Origin of the sequence: Amphritea sp., assembly GCF_016744155.1 — a bacterium.
GTDB lineage: Bacteria > Pseudomonadota > Gammaproteobacteria > Pseudomonadales > Balneatricaceae > Amphritea.
On record NZ_JADGEW010000015.1, the window covers coordinates 48,538 to 67,463 of the forward strand.

11 protein-coding genes are annotated in these 18,926 nt (G+C 45.1%); 8 read left to right on the forward strand and 3 right to left on the reverse strand.

Annotated features, from left to right (window positions below; all coding sequences use genetic code 11):
* The first annotated feature begins 23 nt into the window (after positions 1-23).
* From QZZ54_RS12340 to QZZ54_RS12350, 3 genes are all read left to right on the forward strand, one after another.
* The gene (locus tag QZZ54_RS12340) at positions 24-935 is read left to right on the forward strand and encodes a glycosyltransferase family 1 protein (protein ID WP_290702994.1); all 912 of its coding nucleotides are present in this window, start codon (positions 24-26) and stop codon (positions 933-935) included.
* The gene (locus tag QZZ54_RS12345; protein ID WP_290702995.1) at positions 932-2,926 is read left to right on the forward strand and encodes a capsular polysaccharide biosynthesis protein; all 1,995 of its coding nucleotides are present in this window, start codon (positions 932-934) and stop codon (positions 2,924-2,926) included. Before QZZ54_RS12340 ends, QZZ54_RS12345 begins: the two co-directional genes overlap by 4 nt.
* Before the next feature lie 141 nt (positions 2,927-3,067).
* Entirely contained in the window at positions 3,068-3,865 is a 798-nt protein-coding gene (locus tag QZZ54_RS12350; protein WP_290702996.1) for an SDR family NAD(P)-dependent oxidoreductase, read from the forward strand.
* A gap of 18 nt (positions 3,866-3,883) precedes the next feature.
* Here QZZ54_RS12350 and QZZ54_RS12355 read toward each other — a convergent pair whose 3' ends face one another.
* From QZZ54_RS12355 to QZZ54_RS12365, 3 genes are read right to left on the reverse strand one after another with little or no spacing between them, the layout of a single operon-like run.
* Positions 3,884-5,155, reverse strand: coding sequence for a capsular biosynthesis protein (locus QZZ54_RS12355; protein ID WP_290702997.1), 1,272 nt, complete (start codon positions 5,153-5,155; stop codon positions 3,884-3,886).
* Positions 5,156-5,178: 23 nt separating this feature from the next.
* The gene (locus tag QZZ54_RS12360; protein WP_290702998.1) at positions 5,179-6,501 is read right to left on the reverse strand and encodes an aminotransferase class I/II-fold pyridoxal phosphate-dependent enzyme; all 1,323 of its coding nucleotides are present in this window, start codon (positions 6,499-6,501) and stop codon (positions 5,179-5,181) included.
* Positions 6,501-14,069, reverse strand: coding sequence for a type I polyketide synthase (locus tag QZZ54_RS12365; RefSeq protein WP_290702999.1), 7,569 nt, complete (start codon positions 14,067-14,069; stop codon positions 6,501-6,503). Before QZZ54_RS12365 ends, QZZ54_RS12360 begins: the two co-directional genes overlap by 1 nt.
* Before the next feature lie 189 nt (positions 14,070-14,258).
* Between QZZ54_RS12365 and QZZ54_RS12370 the strand changes: the two genes are divergently transcribed.
* From QZZ54_RS12370 to QZZ54_RS12390, 5 genes are all read left to right on the forward strand, one after another.
* The gene (locus tag QZZ54_RS12370) at positions 14,259-15,656 is read left to right on the forward strand and encodes a cytochrome P450 (protein ID WP_290703000.1); all 1,398 of its coding nucleotides are present in this window, start codon (positions 14,259-14,261) and stop codon (positions 15,654-15,656) included.
* A gap of 1 nt (position 15,657) precedes the next feature.
* On the forward strand, positions 15,658-16,578 hold the full coding sequence (locus QZZ54_RS12375) for a lysophospholipid acyltransferase family protein (protein WP_290703001.1): 921 nt from the start codon (positions 15,658-15,660) through the stop codon (positions 16,576-16,578).
* Between the two features lie 85 nt (positions 16,579-16,663).
* Positions 16,664-17,158 carry a CinA family protein gene (locus QZZ54_RS12380; RefSeq protein WP_290703002.1) on the forward strand — a complete coding sequence of 165 codons (495 nt, stop codon included), beginning with the start codon at positions 16,664-16,666 and terminating at the stop codon, positions 17,156-17,158.
* Between the two features lie 97 nt (positions 17,159-17,255).
* Entirely contained in the window at positions 17,256-18,299 is a 1,044-nt protein-coding gene (gene recA, locus QZZ54_RS12385; protein ID WP_290703003.1) for a recombinase RecA, read from the forward strand.
* A 101-nt stretch (positions 18,300-18,400) separates the two neighbouring features.
* Positions 18,401-18,859: a regulatory protein RecX gene (locus QZZ54_RS12390; RefSeq protein ID WP_290703004.1), complete on the forward strand. Its 459-nt coding sequence runs from the start codon at positions 18,401-18,403 to the stop codon at positions 18,857-18,859.
* Positions 18,860-18,926 lie beyond the last annotated feature (67 nt).

The following is an 18,926-nucleotide window of genomic DNA, read 5'->3' on the forward strand; positions in this document are numbered from 1 at the left end:
GTTGATAACAAAAAGGTGTTTATATGGCACAGCAGTTTTGGATAGTTCAGGCAGGTGAAAACCCTTCTACTGATTTTTTTATCAAGCCTGAATTAAATAATGCTGAAGCATGTCATTTTCACTGCTTTGAGCGACCGCCTTCAACCCCGCCGGAGGCTGGCGTTTCATTAATCTTTGTTCGGTACCTGAGTCGAGCATGGGTGCGCTGGGTTGAACGTCACCGGCACCTTATTAATGAGCTGATTTACTTTATGGATGATGATCTGTTTGATACCACGACTCATCGTGGTTTATCAATGATCTATCGCTGGAAGCTTTATTATAATGCACGCCGCTATAAGTCATGGTTACAATCTCAGAATGCCTGCTTGTGGTTATCGACCTCCTGGCTTGTGGATAAGTATCAAGACTGGCAGCCAACATTACTCAGTGCTAAGTCTCCCTATATCGCTTTAGATGAAGTGAAAACAGTATTTTATCATGGGTCTTCATCGCATATTGAGGAGATGCGTTGGTTATTACCGGTGATCCGAACAGTACTCGAAACGGATAGTTCTCTGGTTTTTGAAATTATTGGTGATCATAAAATAAGGCGCATGTTTTCTGCTTTGCCCAGAGTCAATGTTTTGCACCCCATGAGTTGGGAGTCATACAAAGCTTTGATTAGTCGACCCGGGCGGACAATAGGGTTAGCTCCATTACTAGATAGTAGATTCAATCAGGCTCGATCTTTCACCAAGCTGTACGATATTACTCTGGCCGGTGCTGTCGGTATTTATGCAGATCATCCTGTTTACCAGCCAGTGATTAACCATCAAAAAAATGGTTTACTCGTTCCAATGCATGAACAATCTTGGGTCGATGCGATACTTGAATTGAGTAGGCAGAGTGACACCCGGGAAGCGCTTTTGAAAGAAGCAAGGAAGAGTCTGTGATTGGTTTTTTCTCTCTGGGTATAGGTCGTTTACGGCATCTGAATCAATTGCTAGAGCAATGCAGCAAGCAACTTTGGCTGGGAAGAAACAGTAAGGGACTTACAGCAATTGCCGGCTGGGGTTTGAAACCTACTACGGCTAAGGCCCGGCGCTTTGCTGCAAAATTTGAGCTGCCTTATATATCACTGGAAGATGGTTTTCTTCGCTCTTTAGGGTTAGGCGTTAACAACTCACCTATTCATAGTTTAATCGTCGACAAGACGGGTATCTATTATGATGCGACACGTCCAAGTGATCTTGAATTACTTATCATGAAGGCGGATTTCTCTGAAGCAGATATTGTGAGAGCTGAAGAGGGTATAGAGTTGTTACGGCGTTATCGTTTGTCTAAATATAATCATGCGCCTGACCTTCCTCCAAGTGGTTTGTCGGCTGAAAAGCGAAAAGTCCTGGTTGTGGATCAGACCCGCGGCGATGCTTCTATTGAGTTTGGTTTGGCCGATGCTAATAGCTTTGCCGCGATGCTTGAGGCTGCTTGTGTTAATAATCCAGATGCTGAAATTCTTGTAAAGATACATCCGGATGTTATTGCCGGTAAGAAGAAAGGCCATCTACTGACGATGGCTAAAGCGCGTGGCTGTACCTTAATCAACGAAGATCTATCCCCTTGGGCTTTACTTGATGCGGTGGATAAAGTTTATGTTGTGACTAGCCAGATGGGCTTTGAAGGCTTGTTAGCGGGTAAAAAAGTTTACTGCTTTGGTGTGCCTTTTTATGCCGGTTGGGGGTTAACAACTGATCAGAAAACGGTGGCTCGCCGTAAGGTTGCCCGGTCGCTTGCCCAGCTGTTTGCTGCGGCATATTTGAGATACTGCCGTTACATCAATCCCTATACCGGTGTGCGGTGTGAATTCGAGCAAACAGTGGCTTTACTGGCAGATCAGAAACGGCAGCGAGACCAGTTTCAGGGAAAGTGGCTAGGCATCAATTTTGGCTATTGGAAGAAAGGATTTGTTGCTTCTTTTTTGGGGGGAAATGCACAGCTTAAGTTCTCTAAAACGTTTAAGAAACAGTTTAATGATTCCTCTAAGCAGGTTCTTATATGGTCTTCTGATGAAAAAGCGGTAGCGGAGCTCAATACAGAGGGTAGCAGACTGTCTGTAAGTTATATGGAGGACGGTTTTATCCGTTCAGTTGGCCTGGGGGCGGATGCGGTTGACCCTCTCTCCTTAGTGATCGATCGTCAGGGAATTTACTACGACGCGACTGGCCCTTCAGATTTAGAAGTGTTGTTACAAACCGGTAGCTTCTCTGAAGACCTGATACGGCGTGCGGAACAGTTACGCAAGCGGCTGGTATCCTTAAAAATGAGTAAGTATAACGTCGGTGCTAGCTGTTCATTGGCGCTACCTGAGGACCGCCGAATTATTTTGGTACCGGGTCAGGTTGAAACGGACGCATCAATTCGCAGAGGTGCGTCTGATATTAAAACTAATTCAGAGCTGCTTTATGAGGTAAGACAGAAAAACCCTGATGCCTTTATACTTTATAAGCCTCACCCTGATGTTTTAACTGGCGCAAGATTGGCTGAAACTAACAGCCAGAAGATGGCCCTGCACTACGACCTGTTGGTGACTGATATTGCTATGCCGACGTTGTTAGAGAGTGTGGATGAGGTGCATACGCTGACCTCATTAACGGGTTTTGAAGCGCTGTTACGTGGTATTACTGTTTATGCTTATGGATTGCCGTTCTATGCGGGCTGGGGTCTGACAACAGATCGTCATCACTGTTCTCGCAGGTCACGTCGAGTGTCGTTGGACGAAATGGTGGCAGCGACTCTGATATTGTATCCCGTATATGTTGATCCTGACTCGGGCGACCAGATCAACGTTGAGACTGCTGTTGATCTTATTGACCTGCAACGGAAGAAACCTATACGAACGACGCTCAATTCATGGGTATGGCAACGGGTTCGTAAACCTGAATGAAAAGGTCGGTTCGAAATGATAATCCTGTTCTGCTAAGTAATGGGTTTCCTGAGAACTCTTCTTTCGCCTAATAGGATAGGTTTCTCGTATACTCTTATTTCTTGAGCTGCTTACTGTTGTAACATCAAAGGGATATTTATAGTGCTGTCACGCCTTGTTAATCACCGTCGCAGTTGCAGCGATACACCATCCGTCATATTAATTACCGGCGCTACTGGCGCGATAGGCAGTGCCTTGGCCAAGCTTTACGCGGCACCGGGCGTTACTTTGCATTTGCAGGGCCGGCAGGTAGAAGCGCTAAAGAATATCACACAAGAATGTCGCTCAATGGGAGCTGAAGTCCAGGCCCATAGCATTGATCTGTTGGATACTAAGTTGGTATCAGCCTGGTTGCAACAGATTGACGAAGAGCTTCCCATAGGTCTTTTTATTGCTAATGCCGGGATGAACATAAATATAGGTCTTGATAGTGAAGGCGAGTCTGCAGAAGAGATGACTCAACTGTTGGATTTGAATATTAAGGCCACTTTGCTCATGAGCGGGTATTTAGCCAAGAAGATGCGGAAAAGAGGCCGGGGGCATATTGCATTAATTAGTTCGCTAGCTGGTTTCTATGGCTTGCCCATTATGCCCAGCTATTGTGCAAGTAAAGCAGCAGTAAGAGCTTATGGTGAGGGCTTGCGAGGATGGCTTTCTGGATCGGGCGTAGGGGTTACGGTCGTTATGCCAGGGAATATTGAATCAGCAATGTGCGATGCGATGCTAGGCCCTAAACCTTTTCTTATGAAGCCCGAGAAAGCTGCTGTGTTGATTAAAAGAGGGATTGAACGTAGCGCTGCCCGGGTTAGTTTTCCGTTCCCGCTAAATATGGGGAGTTGGTTTCTTATCGTTTTACCTGCTTCTGTATCTCAAAAAATCCTTAAGCTTTTGAAATATTGATCTCTTATCTCTTTTTGCTTAGGGAATAAGAAAACTCACTTTCTGTAATCTGGGAGGTGATGATGACATTGCGCCGGGTTGATTTACTTGATTGTTAATTAGTTTGTCACACATCTCTACAATGGCAAGCTTTCGCCCTTTTTCAGAAATAAAACTGCCATGAACTTGTATTGTGGCGGCCAAAAATTTTACAAAGCTATCTACCAACTCTGCGGATGGGAGGTCGGGACTTTGGAAGAACGTATCTAGAGCTTGTTGACTGGTAAGCCCCGGAATATCGTACATAGCCTCTCCAAGGGTAATCACGGGCTTTATCTTTTGGATGGCATGGACGCCGACCGTACTGTTGATGGTAATAACGCCTTCACAGTTGTCCATGATCTTATCGAGATTTCCGCCGTCGATGAACCATACTCTATCCTCTAATCTAAAGCGGACCGCCAGTTGGTGAATGATCTCAGGCCAGGGCTCAATGCCATTATCCATAGGGTGAATTTTAAACAGCAGATGTGTGTTTTTTTCTGCATTCTCATAGAGGGCTTCTATGGCAAGCGTGATGGCTTCGGTTTGATGATTAAAAGGCGAGTTCTCTCTTAGCTGATAATCATTTTGCATCTGTAATGGGAACAGGAAATATCTTTTATTTTTCAGCTTTTCGGCAACAGTAAGCGCTAACTTGGCGTTCTTTTTACTCTTCAGTAAACGGGGAATATAGTTCAAGTATTCATATAATGGATTGTATACCTTGTCCCCTTGATAGTGACGGAAGAAGATGAAATCAAAATAATTTCCCAGGTTGTATATGACTTCGTTCCAGGCTTCCTGCCAGAAGGGATGTTCCAGGCCTTTTTGTATTATCGGGGCAGGGTGTTTTCTACCTTCATGGAGTATGTGTTCAGGATCTGTAGGAAAGTGTGACAGACGAGACATCCCCCCATGTTCAAGAGTTATCCAATAAGGTCTAAGGTAACCGTTTTCATAGGTGATGGCATTGATGCCGAGCTCTTTGGCTGTTTCTATTGCAAGGCGGTGATACGGCAAACAGTCGGCGTAATAGACCAAATCGGTGACTTTATGTTGCTTAATGAAGTCGGCTAGAAAATTTTTCCAGTCGGAAAGTGTGCCTCTATAGTTACATGAGTTTTGTCCTTGCCAAAATAACCAGTCCCCCAGACAAAGGTGTATTTTTAAACACTTAACGCCACGACTTTGCAGGCCTTTACTGAGTTCGGAGCTGAATCTGGATGGTGGCCCCTGCAGTAAAAGAAAAACTTTTTTGCTGCTATGCAATTTACTATCCTTATAGATTGATCTCAGAGCAGTTGCTTTAATGCTTCGATGGTCTGATCGACTTGCTTTTGGGTATGCTCGCAGGAGATAAAAAAGCGGAGTCGAGCACTGTTTTCCGGTACGCCAGGATAAACAATTGATTGCACGTTAATGCCCTGCTGGAATAGGCTTTCTGCGACACGTGTTGTTTTAACTGAGCTGCCGATAATGACAGGGATGATGGCGACCCCTTTGCTCACTCCGGTATTAAATCCAGCTAGCTGAGCTTGCTCAAGAAAATATGTTGAGATGTTATGCAGTTGAGTGATTCTTTCCGGCTCACTTTCCATTATTTTCAGAGATGCTATTGCTGCCGCTGCGGTAGGCGCGGGAAGGCCTGCACTATACAAAAAGCCGGGTGACAGATAACGCAGATTATCGATGAGAGCGGCTTCACCCGCGATAAATCCTCCACAGCCAGACAGACTTTTACTTAGAGTCCCCATCCAGATATCAACGTCGGTACCAGGCGTACCATATACTTCTTTTAACCCTTTACCTGTTTGTCCAAGTACGCCAAATGAATGAGCTTCGTCGACCATAAGAAAGCAGTGGAATTTCTTTTTTAATTCGATCAGGCGAGGTAGATCGGGATAGTCACCGTCCATACCATATAGCCCTTCAACGATGACCACTACCCTTTCGAATTGGTGTCGGTGTTGCGCTAACAGTTGTTCGAGTGTGGTCATATCATTGTGGCTAAACGATAACCTTTTAGCCCCTGATAACTGCGCGCCGACTATGGAGCTATTGTGAGCGTATTCATCATGTATGATGAGATCCTTGTCGTTAAACAGGTAGCCAATCGTGGAAACATTCGTTGCGTGCCCACTGACATAAACAAGGGCATCGTCAACGCCGTAGGTTTTAGCAATGGCGCTCTCCAGCTCGCCGTGGATTGGCCGCTCCCCTGCCATGATACGGCTGGCTGAGACCGAAGTTCCATAACGTTGTGTAGCCTCAATAGCGGCGTTATTAACTTCTTTATGTCCCGATAACCCCAGGTAGTTATAACTGGCGAAATTTATCATTTCCCGGCCACTTATCTTTGTAGTGGCACCGGCTAGCTCGTCATGAACTCTAAAATAAGGGCTTTCTAACTTCAGCATAGATGCGCCCTGTTCCATGATCTGTACCTGTTTGTAACCAGGATGTTGATCAAAGCGGTAAAACTTCTCAGGGATATTTGATGAAGTCAGGGCTTTCAGCGGTTTACCGGCTTCCTTGTCTACTTTTTCATATTTGCGTCGTAAAGACTGTTGAATCAGTTTTTGTTTAAGATCCGTGGTCAGCTTTTTGGTACTCATTAGTTATCAATCCTTTGATGACTGCTTTTCAATTTAACGTTGTTAAGAATATCCTCTGACTGAACTGAATTGGTCTCTATTCCATGCTGACTTGCCAGATGTCGTATCGATTTATCGTCATGAGTAACTTCTATTTCCTTCTCATCTTGTTTGACCAAACTGATAATTTTGGTGGTAAGTTGAGACAGCATAGGTGTTTCAGTTAAGGCCATGACCGGTACTTGAATCCCCATGCGAGCTTCAAGAGCGGTCATCAATTCCACTCCCATGAGCGAGTCCATTCCCATATCGTAGATTGATTTATTAGGATCAATTTTGACGGCAGGAATCATGAGTATTTCACTTAATTCGATAGTAAGAATTTCTAGAATAGCGTCGTTGAACTCAGGTTCTGACATTTCTAACATCATGGCTTTTAGATCAAGAGCATCTTCTTCGTTTTTTTCGCTTTCCCCCACAACAAGATTGATCTCACGGAATTTGTTATGAGATGAGGTTGGCAGGAAACGGCTAAGGGTGTGCCAGTCTAGCTCCATTACACCTAAGGAGGGGCTGTCATTTACAATCATCTGCTCAAGTATGCTTAGCCCGGCTACTGAATTCAGAGCGCTACCGCCCAGGCGATTTTGTAAGGCATCTTTAATCTCTTCATTCCGAGCCAAAAAGCCTACATCGTCTATTGCCCCCCAGCGGACACAGGTTGCTGGTAGGTCTAACTTCTTTCGTGTCGAACTTAATGCTTCCAGCCAATGGTTCGCAGCCACATAGGCGGCTTGTCCCGGGTTGCCCAATAGTGTTGTTACTGAAGAGAAGAGCACAAAGATATCCAGATCTAACGGACGGGTTAGCTCATCAAGATGCTGTGCTCCGCAAAGTTTGGCAGCAAGGCTTGCTTTAATCTGCTCCTGATCGAGGTTTCTGATTAAACTGTCATTGATGACCGTCGCTGCGTGAATTACGCCTTTAAGAGGGGGTAACTCATGATCACACAGCTTAATAATTTCGCTAAGTGCTTCCCGGTTGGAGACGTCACAGGCTTCCGCTCTGACAGAAATTTTCTTAATCTCACACTGTTGCAAGAAATCTTGAGCCTCTTCGGATTGAGCACCACGGCGACTCACTAAGAGAAGGTGCTTGGCACCTTTTTCTACAAGCCATTGAGCTGTTTTTAATCCAAATCCGCCTAAGCCTCCGGTAATAAGATAGGTGCCATCAGGTGAGAGTTGTAAGTTGTTTTCCTGTGTCTTGTCTGCAGAAAGCTGATCTGCATTGATTCCCTTATCATAGGTGACAATCACTTTACCTATCTGCTTGGCCTGTTGCATATAGCGAAAAGCATTTACGACCTGATCAGAGTTAAACTCAGTGTAAGGTAATGGGAAAAGGGTTCCTGAGCGAAACAGTTCCATCAATTCGCTAAATAGTTTAGCTGCTAGTTCAGGAAGTTCCTGTTGCAACTGGTCAGCATCAATACCGAAATAGCTAATGTTATTTCGGAAAGGGCGCAGGCCGATGTGAGTATTTTCATAGAAATCGCGTTTACCGAGCTCAAGGAACCTGCCGAATGGCTTCAGGACTCTGAGATTTTGGTTAATAGCTTCGCCTGATAAAGAGTTAAGGACGACATCAACACCTTTGCCATCAGTAGAGTCTCGTAGTATTTCTTCCCCGAATGTCAGAGCGCGTGAGTTATAGATCTGTTCGGGATTGACGCCCAGTAATTCAATAAACGCTCGTTTTTCATCGGAGCCAACAGTTGCATAAATATCCGCCCCTAGCCATTGAGCTATCTGTATAGCTGCAATCCCGACTCCTCCCGCTGCTCCATGAATAAGGACTTTCTCACCAGGTTGAATTCTTGCAAGGTGATGCAGGGCGTAATATACGGTTAAAAAGGTGGTGGGAATGGTTGCTGCACCCTCAAAACTAAGTCCTTCGGGCATAGGCGCAATGGCGGTTTCTGCCGCTATTAAGCGGTTACTAAAGCATGAAGAACCAAAACCTACTACCGAATCTCCTATAGAGAACTCGGTTACCTCCTTTCCTGTTTTGATTATGCGCCCGGAAAACTCCAGTCCAAGCGATGCGCCGGCAAAGCCATTTTCGATAGCCTCATCGGAAAGCATGCCTAAAGCGTACATGATATCGCGGAAATTCAGGCCGGTAGCGACTACTTCAATCTCTACTTCCTTGTCAGTTATCGCCTTTGATGGGCTTGCTTGCCACTCCAAATTTCGCAACTGTCCTGGGAATTCAAAGCCTAGAGAAATTGTTTCATCGTCTGTTGGAAGCTTGATTGCTCCCGGTTCATTCTCAAATCTCAACCTTGGCGCGAAGCAAGCGCCTTGTGGCGTGATGAATAATTCATGCTCGTCCGATTCAGACGTCAGCGCATCAGTCAGCGCTTTGATTGCACTGTTGTCGAACCCAAGAGGAAGATCAACCAGATGAGTGTCATGAGTGATTGATTCGTTCATCAGCGTTCGACCAAACCCCCACAGAGCGGCATCAGCTGGCGATAATTGAGACACTTCCCAAGGTACTACCTGGTCGCTGGGAATTGTTGCACCGACCCCTTCAGTCAATAGCCATAAGGTAGCATCAGATCCAGACTGCTCGATTGCCATTGATGTATTAGTTGCACTGAGGCAGCGTGCGGTTTGATTGTGTAGTGGGTCAGCATTCAAACCGAAAAGATTCAAATCAATGATATCGGTTACAGCGGTGCCATTATCTTTCAGTGTTCTGAGCTGCTGTTCAAGTGTGGGGCGATCTGTTGGCGGAATAACCGTTATCGAAAAACCGGTATTAACCAGTTGATCAATTAGCAGCAGTTCTTTGTCGCTGTTGCTGCTTGTTATGAGCCAATGTTTTTGATCGCTGCTTTCCTTTTCTAGATGTATGTCTTCAGGTTTGCAGGCGCTTATCAAGAAGAACCCGCTGTCCGGTAGCTCTTCAGAAAGCGTTGTCAGCTGAGTGAACTTATATTGTGCTAGTGTGGCTTTCCACTGTTCAGCTGAAACTTGTGATTGTTGCTCTTCTGACCACCAAGCGGGATTGTCTCCTAAACAAAAATCTAACCAGAAAATTGGTTTCATGCCGTATATGAGTATGCTGGCTCCTGCCGATAATAAAGGAGAGACTTGCTGCAGCAACTTGAGGTTATCTTGAATTCGATGGCTGTCGAGACTGATCAATACCAGTTGAAACTTCTGTTCTGAGATATTTGTTGACGTTGAATCTAAGTTGTCTAGCTCAATGCAGCTCGAAAATGGGTAGCGTTCATTTAGATGCTTGTAGTCCTCAATTGCTGCAATGTTGTTGCTGGCAAAACTATAATCACAGATTCCAAAATCAATCTGATTACAAATGCTATGGCCAAAGTGTACCTGGCTTGAGGCGACTTCGAGAATGCGTAAGCGGCCTCCTGTTGGTAATGAAGATTGCTGCAGATTCAGTAATTTATTCAAACCCTCGGTTATATACGAGTAGCTTGTTTGGTTTGATAAATCATGGAACAGGCGAGAATATATTTCTTCTGGTTCAAGGGCTTTATTTTTAGCTTGCCCCAGCATCTTATCTGCCAGAGTCAGGCTGCAACGGCCAGCCAGGTTTGTCAGGCTAAAGTGATCCGGATATTCTCTTACTAATGTATTCCAGATGAGAGAACTGTCGATTTCGGAGTCCTGCCATTCTGTATCGATTTGATAGATCGAGTCTTTCAGGGCGATGATCTGTAAATCAGAAGCATGCTTTATTACTTGTTGGCAGAGCGACGCCAGATCTGGATTTTTTAGTTGTAATACTTCGAGATCCTTAACATCTAAAGTGCCTAACTCGCCCTGAATCTGTTGCAGGGTTTCATGCAATGTATGGAAAACTAGGTTTTCCAATAACGGTTCAACTTCGTTGCTGAATCGATTAGCTGCTTCTGTTTGTTGCAGGCCCGCAGTTATTATTTGTTGTTGTAGCTGAGAATTTAGAGAAGTATCAGCAAGAGCAGTCGAGTTGACCGGCGTTAGATGATAGTTCAGAAAAGCTAGCTTATGATGTTCAGATTTATGTAAACGAACAGACTTGAAACGGATGTCTTCCATTACCGCTATGCACACACCCTGATCGTCAAAAAGTTCCATTCGTGTCAGAAGGGAGTGGGGTGATTTTCGTAATAACTGTAAACAGGCCAGTGTAGGCTGATTTGTGGTATTCCGTCTTATTGCTATTCGACCAAAGCGCACCGGAATGAATGCTGTGCCACTGTTTTCTTCAAGTTCATTTCTGAGGAAGTGCACAACGAGTTGAATCGCACTGTCAAAGATACCTGGATGAAGAATGAACTTATCTGTTTGCTGGTGTAAGCATGCAGGGCAAGTTAGTTTGGCTAATACTTGGTTCTCATTGTACCAGCCTAATTCTACTGCGCTGAATGCTGGGCCATATTGAAGGCCTGCGCTTTGAGTCAGTTTCAGGTGGGACTCGCCGTTAAAATCTGCTTCTCGCAATGGAATTATAGGGGCCGTTCGTTCCAGAGTTACGCCTGTACTCTGATGAGTGGCTCGGGCTTTACAGTTAGAGGACCACTCTTGTGACAGGGTGTGACTGCGGCTAGCAATGGATATATCGCCGGTTACGGGGTCTGTATCCGTTTGTATTACCTTACTTTGGTTTTGTTCAAGGATAAGAGGAGATAATATTTCAAGGCTTTCTACTTCAATCGTTTCATTTGGATGGAAATAAGCCGCTGCATTGAGGGCCAACTCAACAAAGCCCGCTCCAGGGAAAACCACGCTATCGCCAACTTTATGGTCAGCCAGCCAAGGGAATAGGGCAGTATCTATTTGATTTTCCCAGAGTAGTGGTTGTAACGGTAATTTAGCCCCCAGTAGTGGGTGAACAGAGTCTCGTTGGAGAAGCTGATGTGATTCTATTGTGATAGGGAGCCAGTGTCGTTCACGCTGGAATGCGTATAAGGGTAACTCAAGACGATTTCCGGGTTTGGGGAACCAATGTTGTAGATCAACCGCGCCAGCCATAATTGCGGCCGCGGCACATTTTTGTAGCTCTTCTATAGAATCCTGGTTACGCCTAAGGGTCGGTATGATCTGTGCGGTTACGTTGTGCTGACGTATCTGATCGTTCAGGTAGCTGCGCAGAACGGGGTGCGCCCCAACCTCAATAAAAAAGTTGTTTCCCTCTTTAAGCAACGTATTCAGAGCTTGGCAAAATAGCACTGGTTTGCGAATATTTTCCCACCAGTATTCGCTGGTTAATTCTTCGCCGGTAACCTGCTTTCCAGTGATTGTAGATATAAACGGAATAGTCGTAGAGGATGGGCTTAGGCCTTTGAGAGTGCGAATTAGCTCGGACTCGATTGGGTTCATAGCAAGGCTATGGAAGGCATAATCCAGAGGAAGGCGTAAATTGAAGACATTGTCTTGCTGTAATTTTGTTTCGAGTTGTTCGAGTTGCCCTGGATTACCTGCCAAAGTAACACCTTTGAAACTATTTATGCCTGCCAGTTCTACTTCGTTAAAACAGGGTTCTTGCAGAAGTAACTCTGCCTGATCTTGACTGAGACCTGCCGCAGTCATTGCGCCAGTGCCCTTGGTCGTACCTTGTAATAGGCTGCGGAAATAGATGACTTTGACTGCGTCTGCTAAGGTTAATGCACCAGAAGCCCAAGCGGCGGCAACTTCACCGACACTATGGCCCATAACCGCGACAGGTGTGATTCCCTGATGTTTGAGATAATCAGTAATACCCACTTGAATGGCAAACAGTGCCGGTTGGGCAATTTCTGTATATTCGAATCGGTTATCGCCATTGTGGCCCTTAATCTCTTTTAGGAGAGAGAAATCGGCATGCTGGCTAAATAATCGGTCAACTTCTGTAACTGACTGGCGGAAGATCTCTGATGAGTCCAGTAGGGATTTGCCCATGGTTTCCCATTGACACCCGTTGCCGGAGAAAACAAAAATGGCTCCGGGGGATGACTCTAAGCCCTGTCCAGTAAATACTGATGATTCAGTTTGCTGTCCCGTTGTGTTTATAAAACCTTGTAGCTTCGAGTAAGCTTCATCACTGTTCTTTGCGTAAAGCAAAGCGGTGTCTGAATGGCGCTCTTTACTTGTATTGTAATTCCAGGCGAGATCATACACAGAGAGACCTTTCTCTGTTTTGATATACTGAGCCAAGCAAGTTGCATTCGCTTTCAGGGCCTCTTTACTTCGACCACTGATGACTATTGGAAGGCTCTGTTCGGGTGATAGTGATGGAAGCACCTTCAGAGGACTAGCTGGGCCACTTTGAAGGATTATATGGGCATTGGAACCGCCGAACCCAAAGGAATTAATGCCTATGTTGAGAGGGCCTTCTTGCTTTAATGGCAGTAATTTATCAACCACCTGGATATTCCAATCCTTAAATTTAATATCCGGGTTTGGCGTTTTCATGCTGATTGTAGCTGGTACAGCGCGGTGTTTAAGTATCAGTAGTGCCTTTACCAAACTGGCTACACCAGAAGCAGGCTCCAGGTGTCCTAGATTACTTTTAACTGAACCGATAGGTAGTGGGAACTTTCGTTTTTTACCTAGAGCATTACCGATTGCCAGGGTTTCAATAGGGTCACCAACAGGTGTTCCTGTTCCATGAGCCTCAAGGTAATCAATATCATCAGCGGTGATGCCTGCTTTTAGGCAAGTTTGTTCCATCAGCCGAGCCTGGCTATGGCATGACGGGATAGTAATACCTGATTTGTGGCCGTCGGTATTTACTGAAGATGCTGCCACCACTGCGTGGATGGTATCGCCGTCCTGAACAGCAAGATCATAGTCTTTAAGCAGAAATACACCGCCGCCCTCTGATCGAACATAACCATTGGCCGATTTGTCGAATACCTTACAACGACCTTCTGGAGACAGCATTGTTGCTTTCGAAAAAATGATAAAGCCAAACGGGTGAAGGTGCAGGCTGATGCCACCAGTCAGAGCTGTGGTTACTTCACCGCTGAGGATTGACTGGCAAGCTTGATGGAAGGCTACCATAGAAGATGAGCAGGCTGTATCCATAGAGATACTGGGGCCGGTTAAATCAAAGCTATAGGATATTCTGTTTGAAGCAATGCTGGTGGTGTTACCGGTTGCTGTAGATGCATTTATGCTGCAAAGATCATCAGACATCCGGTTGCCGTAATCGAGGCTAGAAATACCAAAAAAGACACCGCAATCAGACTGTTTCAAAGATGATGCTTTAATACCTGCGTGCTCTATAGCTTCCCAGGTCATTTCAAGTAAATAACGTTGCTGTGGATCGATTACAGCAGCTTCTCGTGGAGAAATACCAAAAAAGTCAGCGTCAAAACCAGATATATCACCTAGAGATCCTGCCTTGAAGGTGTAGCTACTACCAGGATGGTTTTGATCAGGATGAAGGTGGTTATCAAATGACCAGCGAGATGACTCTACTTCAGTGATTAGGTCTTTTTCGTCAACCAGATCTTGCCAGAACGAGTTTGTAGTGGTTTGTGGCAGGCGAAAAGAGAAACCTACGAGAGCAACGCGTCTATCCATTTAAGCAGTGCATCCATTCAGTATATATAAATTGCCTATTCTAAATGAAATGTATGGGCGGTATAAGAGGTTTTATATAAATAGCGTATTAAAGAATACGTATTGGTTTACGCAGATGGTTATTATTCTGTTAGTGTGATTTTTGAAACGATAAGTGAAAATTTTGATTGATAGGTCAGATCATTAATAATGGACATAATTAAACCACTGTTTGTCCCTGTAGCGACGCCTCGGCCTAAGTATTTTGGGCTTTCGCCAATAAATATACTAGGTGTTCGACGGAATATGTTGTCCGTGTGGGCTGATAAGGCATATAAAGCCCGATCGTTATCCTTTAGTTTGCTAAATCAGAAGTATTTTCTATGTAATTCACCCGATACAGTTCGAAGAGTGTTTCTGGATCGTCACGATATTTACGATAAAAAAAGCCCGCAGATGCGACATGCCCTGGAGCCATTGTTAGGTGACGGTTTGTTCGTAAGTGATGGTGAACTTTGGCGAGAACGGCGCAAAGCCTGTTCTCCGCCCTTCGAAAGTTCCTTTTTACCGGGGTTTTCGGCGATTATGTCAGGATCTGCCGAGGCGATGGCAAATGATTGGATGAGCTTGCCGGATGGTAGCTCAGTCGATGTTTTAAATGAGATGGCCCGGCTGACGGCTCAAATAATTGGGCGGACTGTATTTGGTGATGATGTCTCCGATGCGGATGCCGCTAAAGTCGTTAATGGTTTTAGTGTGTATCAAAAGACCATAAATCAGCTCGATTATGCGGATACTTTTGGCTTGCCTTTTTTACGTGGTTTGTACAATCCTTTGCGGCGTAAGAAAGCGGCTAAGGCCACTGCAGAAGTTCATGAAGTAATTGATCAGATAATCGAACGTTATAAGCAGGGAGAGAAACCAGACCGATTGACGCTGTTATCGGTACTGTTGGATGGAGATAGTTCATCTTCTGGACGTGGCGGTTGCCCGTTGAATGCTGAAGCAGCGCGAAACGAAGCGATTGTTATGTTTATGGCGGGACATGAGACAACGGCTAATGCGCTGGCCTGGGCTTGGTATTTGATTGATGGGTGTGAGCGGTCTAGAAATAAAATGTATGCTGAAATCGACGAGGTTTTGCAAGGCCGAACACCGACACTTGAAGATGTCGCTAATCTACCGTTTACACGGGCTGTATTCGAAGAGACACTGCGTTTATATCCTCCTGTGCCTTTGCTCAGCAGGCAAGCCAGAGAAGAGGATGAGATTAGAGGAACAAAGATTGAGCCCGGTACCATTATGTTAGCGCTTCCCTGGTTGCTACATCGTCATGAAAAAGAGTGGGATAACCCCGATGCATTTCATCCTGAGCGATTTTTGCCTGGAGTGCCGCGGCCAGATAAATTCTTGTATATTCCCTTTAGTGTGGGGCATCGCGTTTGTTTAGGTGGGCGCTTTGGGCTAACTGAAGGCATCTTATGTCTGGCCACGTTAGCTCAGCGATTTAAGCTGAAGTTGCCAGAAAAGCACAATGTCGAAATCGAGTGTCGCCTGACGCTTAGACCGAAAGATGGACTGCCTATGATCCTTGAGAAAAGGGTTTGAAATGTCAAAATTTGTTCTTTTTCTGCGTTACTGGAGTGAGCTGTTCTTAGCCAGAGTTTTTAGTCTTTTGCCAATTGATGTCGCATCAGGAATAGGAGCTGCGATTGCACGATATGAGGTGACTCGGGCGCTCAAGCTGCAGCGAAAATGGGTGATGCGTCTACACCATAATTTCGAGCAATTAGAAGGTATAAAGGACTCCAATAGTAGAGTGCAGCGTATTCTTCAGCATGCAGAGCATTTAGGGCGGCTTTATGCTGAGTATCCGGTATTACATAAAATCGCCAACAAGAGGTTAACGGTAAAGGGGGAAGAATATCTTCAGGGTTTATCGGGGCCTGCTATTTTTGTTAGTGCGCATACCGGGCAGTGGGAATTGATTTTAGAGGTTATGCGACGATCTCAGGTTTCTACCGCTTTACTTTATGACCCTATCCCGAACAAGGTCTTTCTGAAGGTGGCAATGGAGGTGCGTAAGCATCTTTGTCCAGAGGCGAAAGGGAATAAGTTTATTCCTGCGTCGGCAAGTGCAGCAAGAGAGTTGGTAGGCTGTTTGAAAGCTGGCGAGAACTTGGTCATATTTATTGATGAAGATAAAGGTGGATTAGTTTGGTCGCCTGCTTTGGGTCGAAAGATACCTTTCGCCGGAAACCGGATGATGGCGGCAAGGCTCGCTGTAAAGTTTCAGGTTCCTATTGTTCCCATTCACTTAAAGCGAAAGGGAGGTGCACAGTTCGAAGCCGTTGTTGAACAACCTATTTGCCCAGGAAATGATGAATATGAATCCGCAACTGAATTAGCAGTACGCTTGAATACTATTTTGGGGAAATGGTTAGAAGAGGATTATGCCGATTGGTACTGGTTAGCTAGGCTTAATCTCGAAAGGGAGTTTCCAGATAAGTATTTTAAGGTGAAGAATTAAAATACTTATACCAATACACCCGAATCAGATAAAAATTTCGTACGTCGTTCGGGTATGTGGTTAATGCAGATGGCTCGGAGCATTCATGAAAAAAATAGAATTGCTGGTGGAAACATTAGCACAGCTGGCGCAGGACAAGGGAGCTCGGGTAGCGACAGCAGAGTCCTGTACCGGTGGATGGGTTGCTCAGGAAATGACTGCCTTGGCGGGTAGTTCGGATTGGTTTGAGTGCGGTTTTGTTACTTACAGTAATGAAGCTAAGCAACAAATGTTAGGCGTGTCTGAATCTCTCTTTGTCAGCGATGGTGCTGTTAGTGAATCTGTGGTTGTCGCTATGGCAGAGGGGGCTGTCCAGAATAGCCGGGCGCAGCTAAGTGTTGCTATTAGTGGGGTTGCGGGCCCGGGTGGTGGAACTGAGTTAAAGCCCGTTGGAACAGTATGGATAGCATGGTACTACGAAGGGAATGAGGCGGAAGCTTTCTGTTTTCAGTTTGCAGGTGATCGACAGAGTGTTCGCCAACAGGCGGTAACAGCAGCGCTAAAAGGGCTTATAAAACAACTGAATAAAAATACTGTATAAAAAAACATATTTTTTACTTGCAAAGCGGGCGAGCTCTGTTAATAATACTGTCCAAACGTACAGTATTATAACTGCCCAGCAGAGATAGGTCATTACAATGGATACAAACAGACAGAAAGCACTTGATGCTGCCCTGACTCAGATTGAGCGCCAGTTCGGTAAAGGCGCTGTAATGAAGATGGGTGATCATCCCCGGGAAGCGATTCCTGCAATATCGACCGGTTCTTTAGGGCTGGATATTGCGCTGGGTATAGGTGGCCTGCCGACTGGTCGTATTGTTGAAATCTATGGTCCTGAGTCATCTGGTAAAACAACGCTGACACTTCAGGTTATTGCGGAAGCTCAGAAAATGGGTAAGTCCTGTGCCTTTATTGATGCTGAGCACGCACTTGATCCTACTTATGCTGAAAAATTAGGCGTTAATGTTGATGAGATGCTTGTGTCTCAGCCTGATACGGGTGAGCAAGCTTTGGAAATTACCGACATGCTGGTACGTTCTAACGCAGTTGATGTAGTAGTCATTGACTCGGTAGCTGCTCTAACACCTAAGGCAGAAATTGAAGGCGATATGGGTGACTCCCATATGGGCCTCCAGGCGCGTTTGATGTCACAAGCGCTGCGTAAAATGACGGGCAACGTTAAAAATGCCAATACTCTGGTGATCTTTATTAACCAGATCCGGATGAAAATTGGCGTTATGTTTGGTAGCCCTGAAACTACAACCGGTGGTAATGCGCTTAAGTTCTATGCATCAGTTAGATTGGATATTCGTCGAATTGGCGCAGTAAAGCAGGGCGATGAAATTACTGGTAACGAGACCCGAGTTAAGGTTGTTAAGAATAAAGTCGCTCCTCCGTTCCGTCAGGCTGAATTCCAGATTTTGTATGGCAAGGGTATCTACCATATGGGTGAGGTGATAGACCTGGGTGTTAAGGAAGGTCTGGTTGATAAATCCGGTGCTTGGTATGCCTATAAGGGCGATAAGATTGGTCAGGGTAAGGCTAATGCAGCTAAGTATCTTGAAGAGAAACCAGAGATCGCTAATGAGATTGAGACGGCTATCAGAGAAAGACTGTTAGCAGCCCCGAAAACAAAAGAGGAAAAAGAGGGCAAAGAAGCGGAGCCTCAGTTAGATCTGTAATAAGCGAATCATCAATGATAAATTGTTAATTTAAAGGAGCCTATGGCTCCTTTTTTTATAGATGATAAGCTTTAAGAAGGGATGTAAAGAGAGCATAAGAGATGTTCAAAACTATAAATGAAGCTAAAAACGCAGCTATCTACCTCTTAGCGAGAAGAGAGCATTCCCGTAAAGAGCTGCAGACTAAGCTGGCAGCCCGCAGTGAATTGATAGACCTGGATTTAGTGTTAGATGAACTGATTAGTCGTGGCTACCAGTCGGATCAACGTTTTACCGAAAGCTTTATACGGATGCGCGGATCTCAAGGGCAGGGAGTGATAAAAATTCGTTTTGAGCTTCAGCGTAAAGGCGTTGATGCTGAATTGATTGCAGCAGCATTTGAAGCTGCTGAAATCGACTGGTTTGAGATAGCGGCAGATAAGTATCGTCGCAAATACAAAGCTGCATTGGTTGCGTGTGACTATAAGGAGCGGGCGAAGCGGATGCGTTTTATGTCGCAAAGAGGCTTTAGTTCTGATCAGATTAATTACGCAATAGATGCGGCTAATGAGAGTATCTGATTGTAAATAAGACTTATCCGCATATCTTTTCCTTAAAAATAGCGGTAAAACAAAAAAATTCGTAGAT

Excerpts from the sequence above, each read along its gene's own strand:
- QZZ54_RS12340 (WP_290702994.1), top strand. The coding sequence starts at position 24 with ATGGCACAGCAGTTTTGGATAGTTCAGGCAGGTGAAAACCCTTCTACT.
- QZZ54_RS12360 (WP_290702998.1), bottom strand. The coding sequence starts at position 6,501 with ATGAGTACCAAAAAGCTGACCACGGATCTTAAACAAAAACTGATTCAA.
- QZZ54_RS12365 (WP_290702999.1), bottom strand. The coding sequence starts at position 14,069 with ATGGATAGACGCGTTGCTCTCGTAGGTTTCTCTTTTCGCCTGCCACAA.
- QZZ54_RS12370 (WP_290703000.1), top strand. The coding sequence starts at position 14,259 with ATGGACATAATTAAACCACTGTTTGTCCCTGTAGCGACGCCTCGGCCT.
- QZZ54_RS12375 (WP_290703001.1), top strand. The coding sequence starts at position 15,658 with ATGTCAAAATTTGTTCTTTTTCTGCGTTACTGGAGTGAGCTGTTCTTA.
- QZZ54_RS12380 (WP_290703002.1), top strand. The coding sequence starts at position 16,664 with ATGAAAAAAATAGAATTGCTGGTGGAAACATTAGCACAGCTGGCGCAG.
- recA (WP_290703003.1), top strand. The coding sequence starts at position 17,256 with ATGGATACAAACAGACAGAAAGCACTTGATGCTGCCCTGACTCAGATT.
- QZZ54_RS12390 (WP_290703004.1), top strand. The coding sequence starts at position 18,401 with ATGTTCAAAACTATAAATGAAGCTAAAAACGCAGCTATCTACCTCTTA.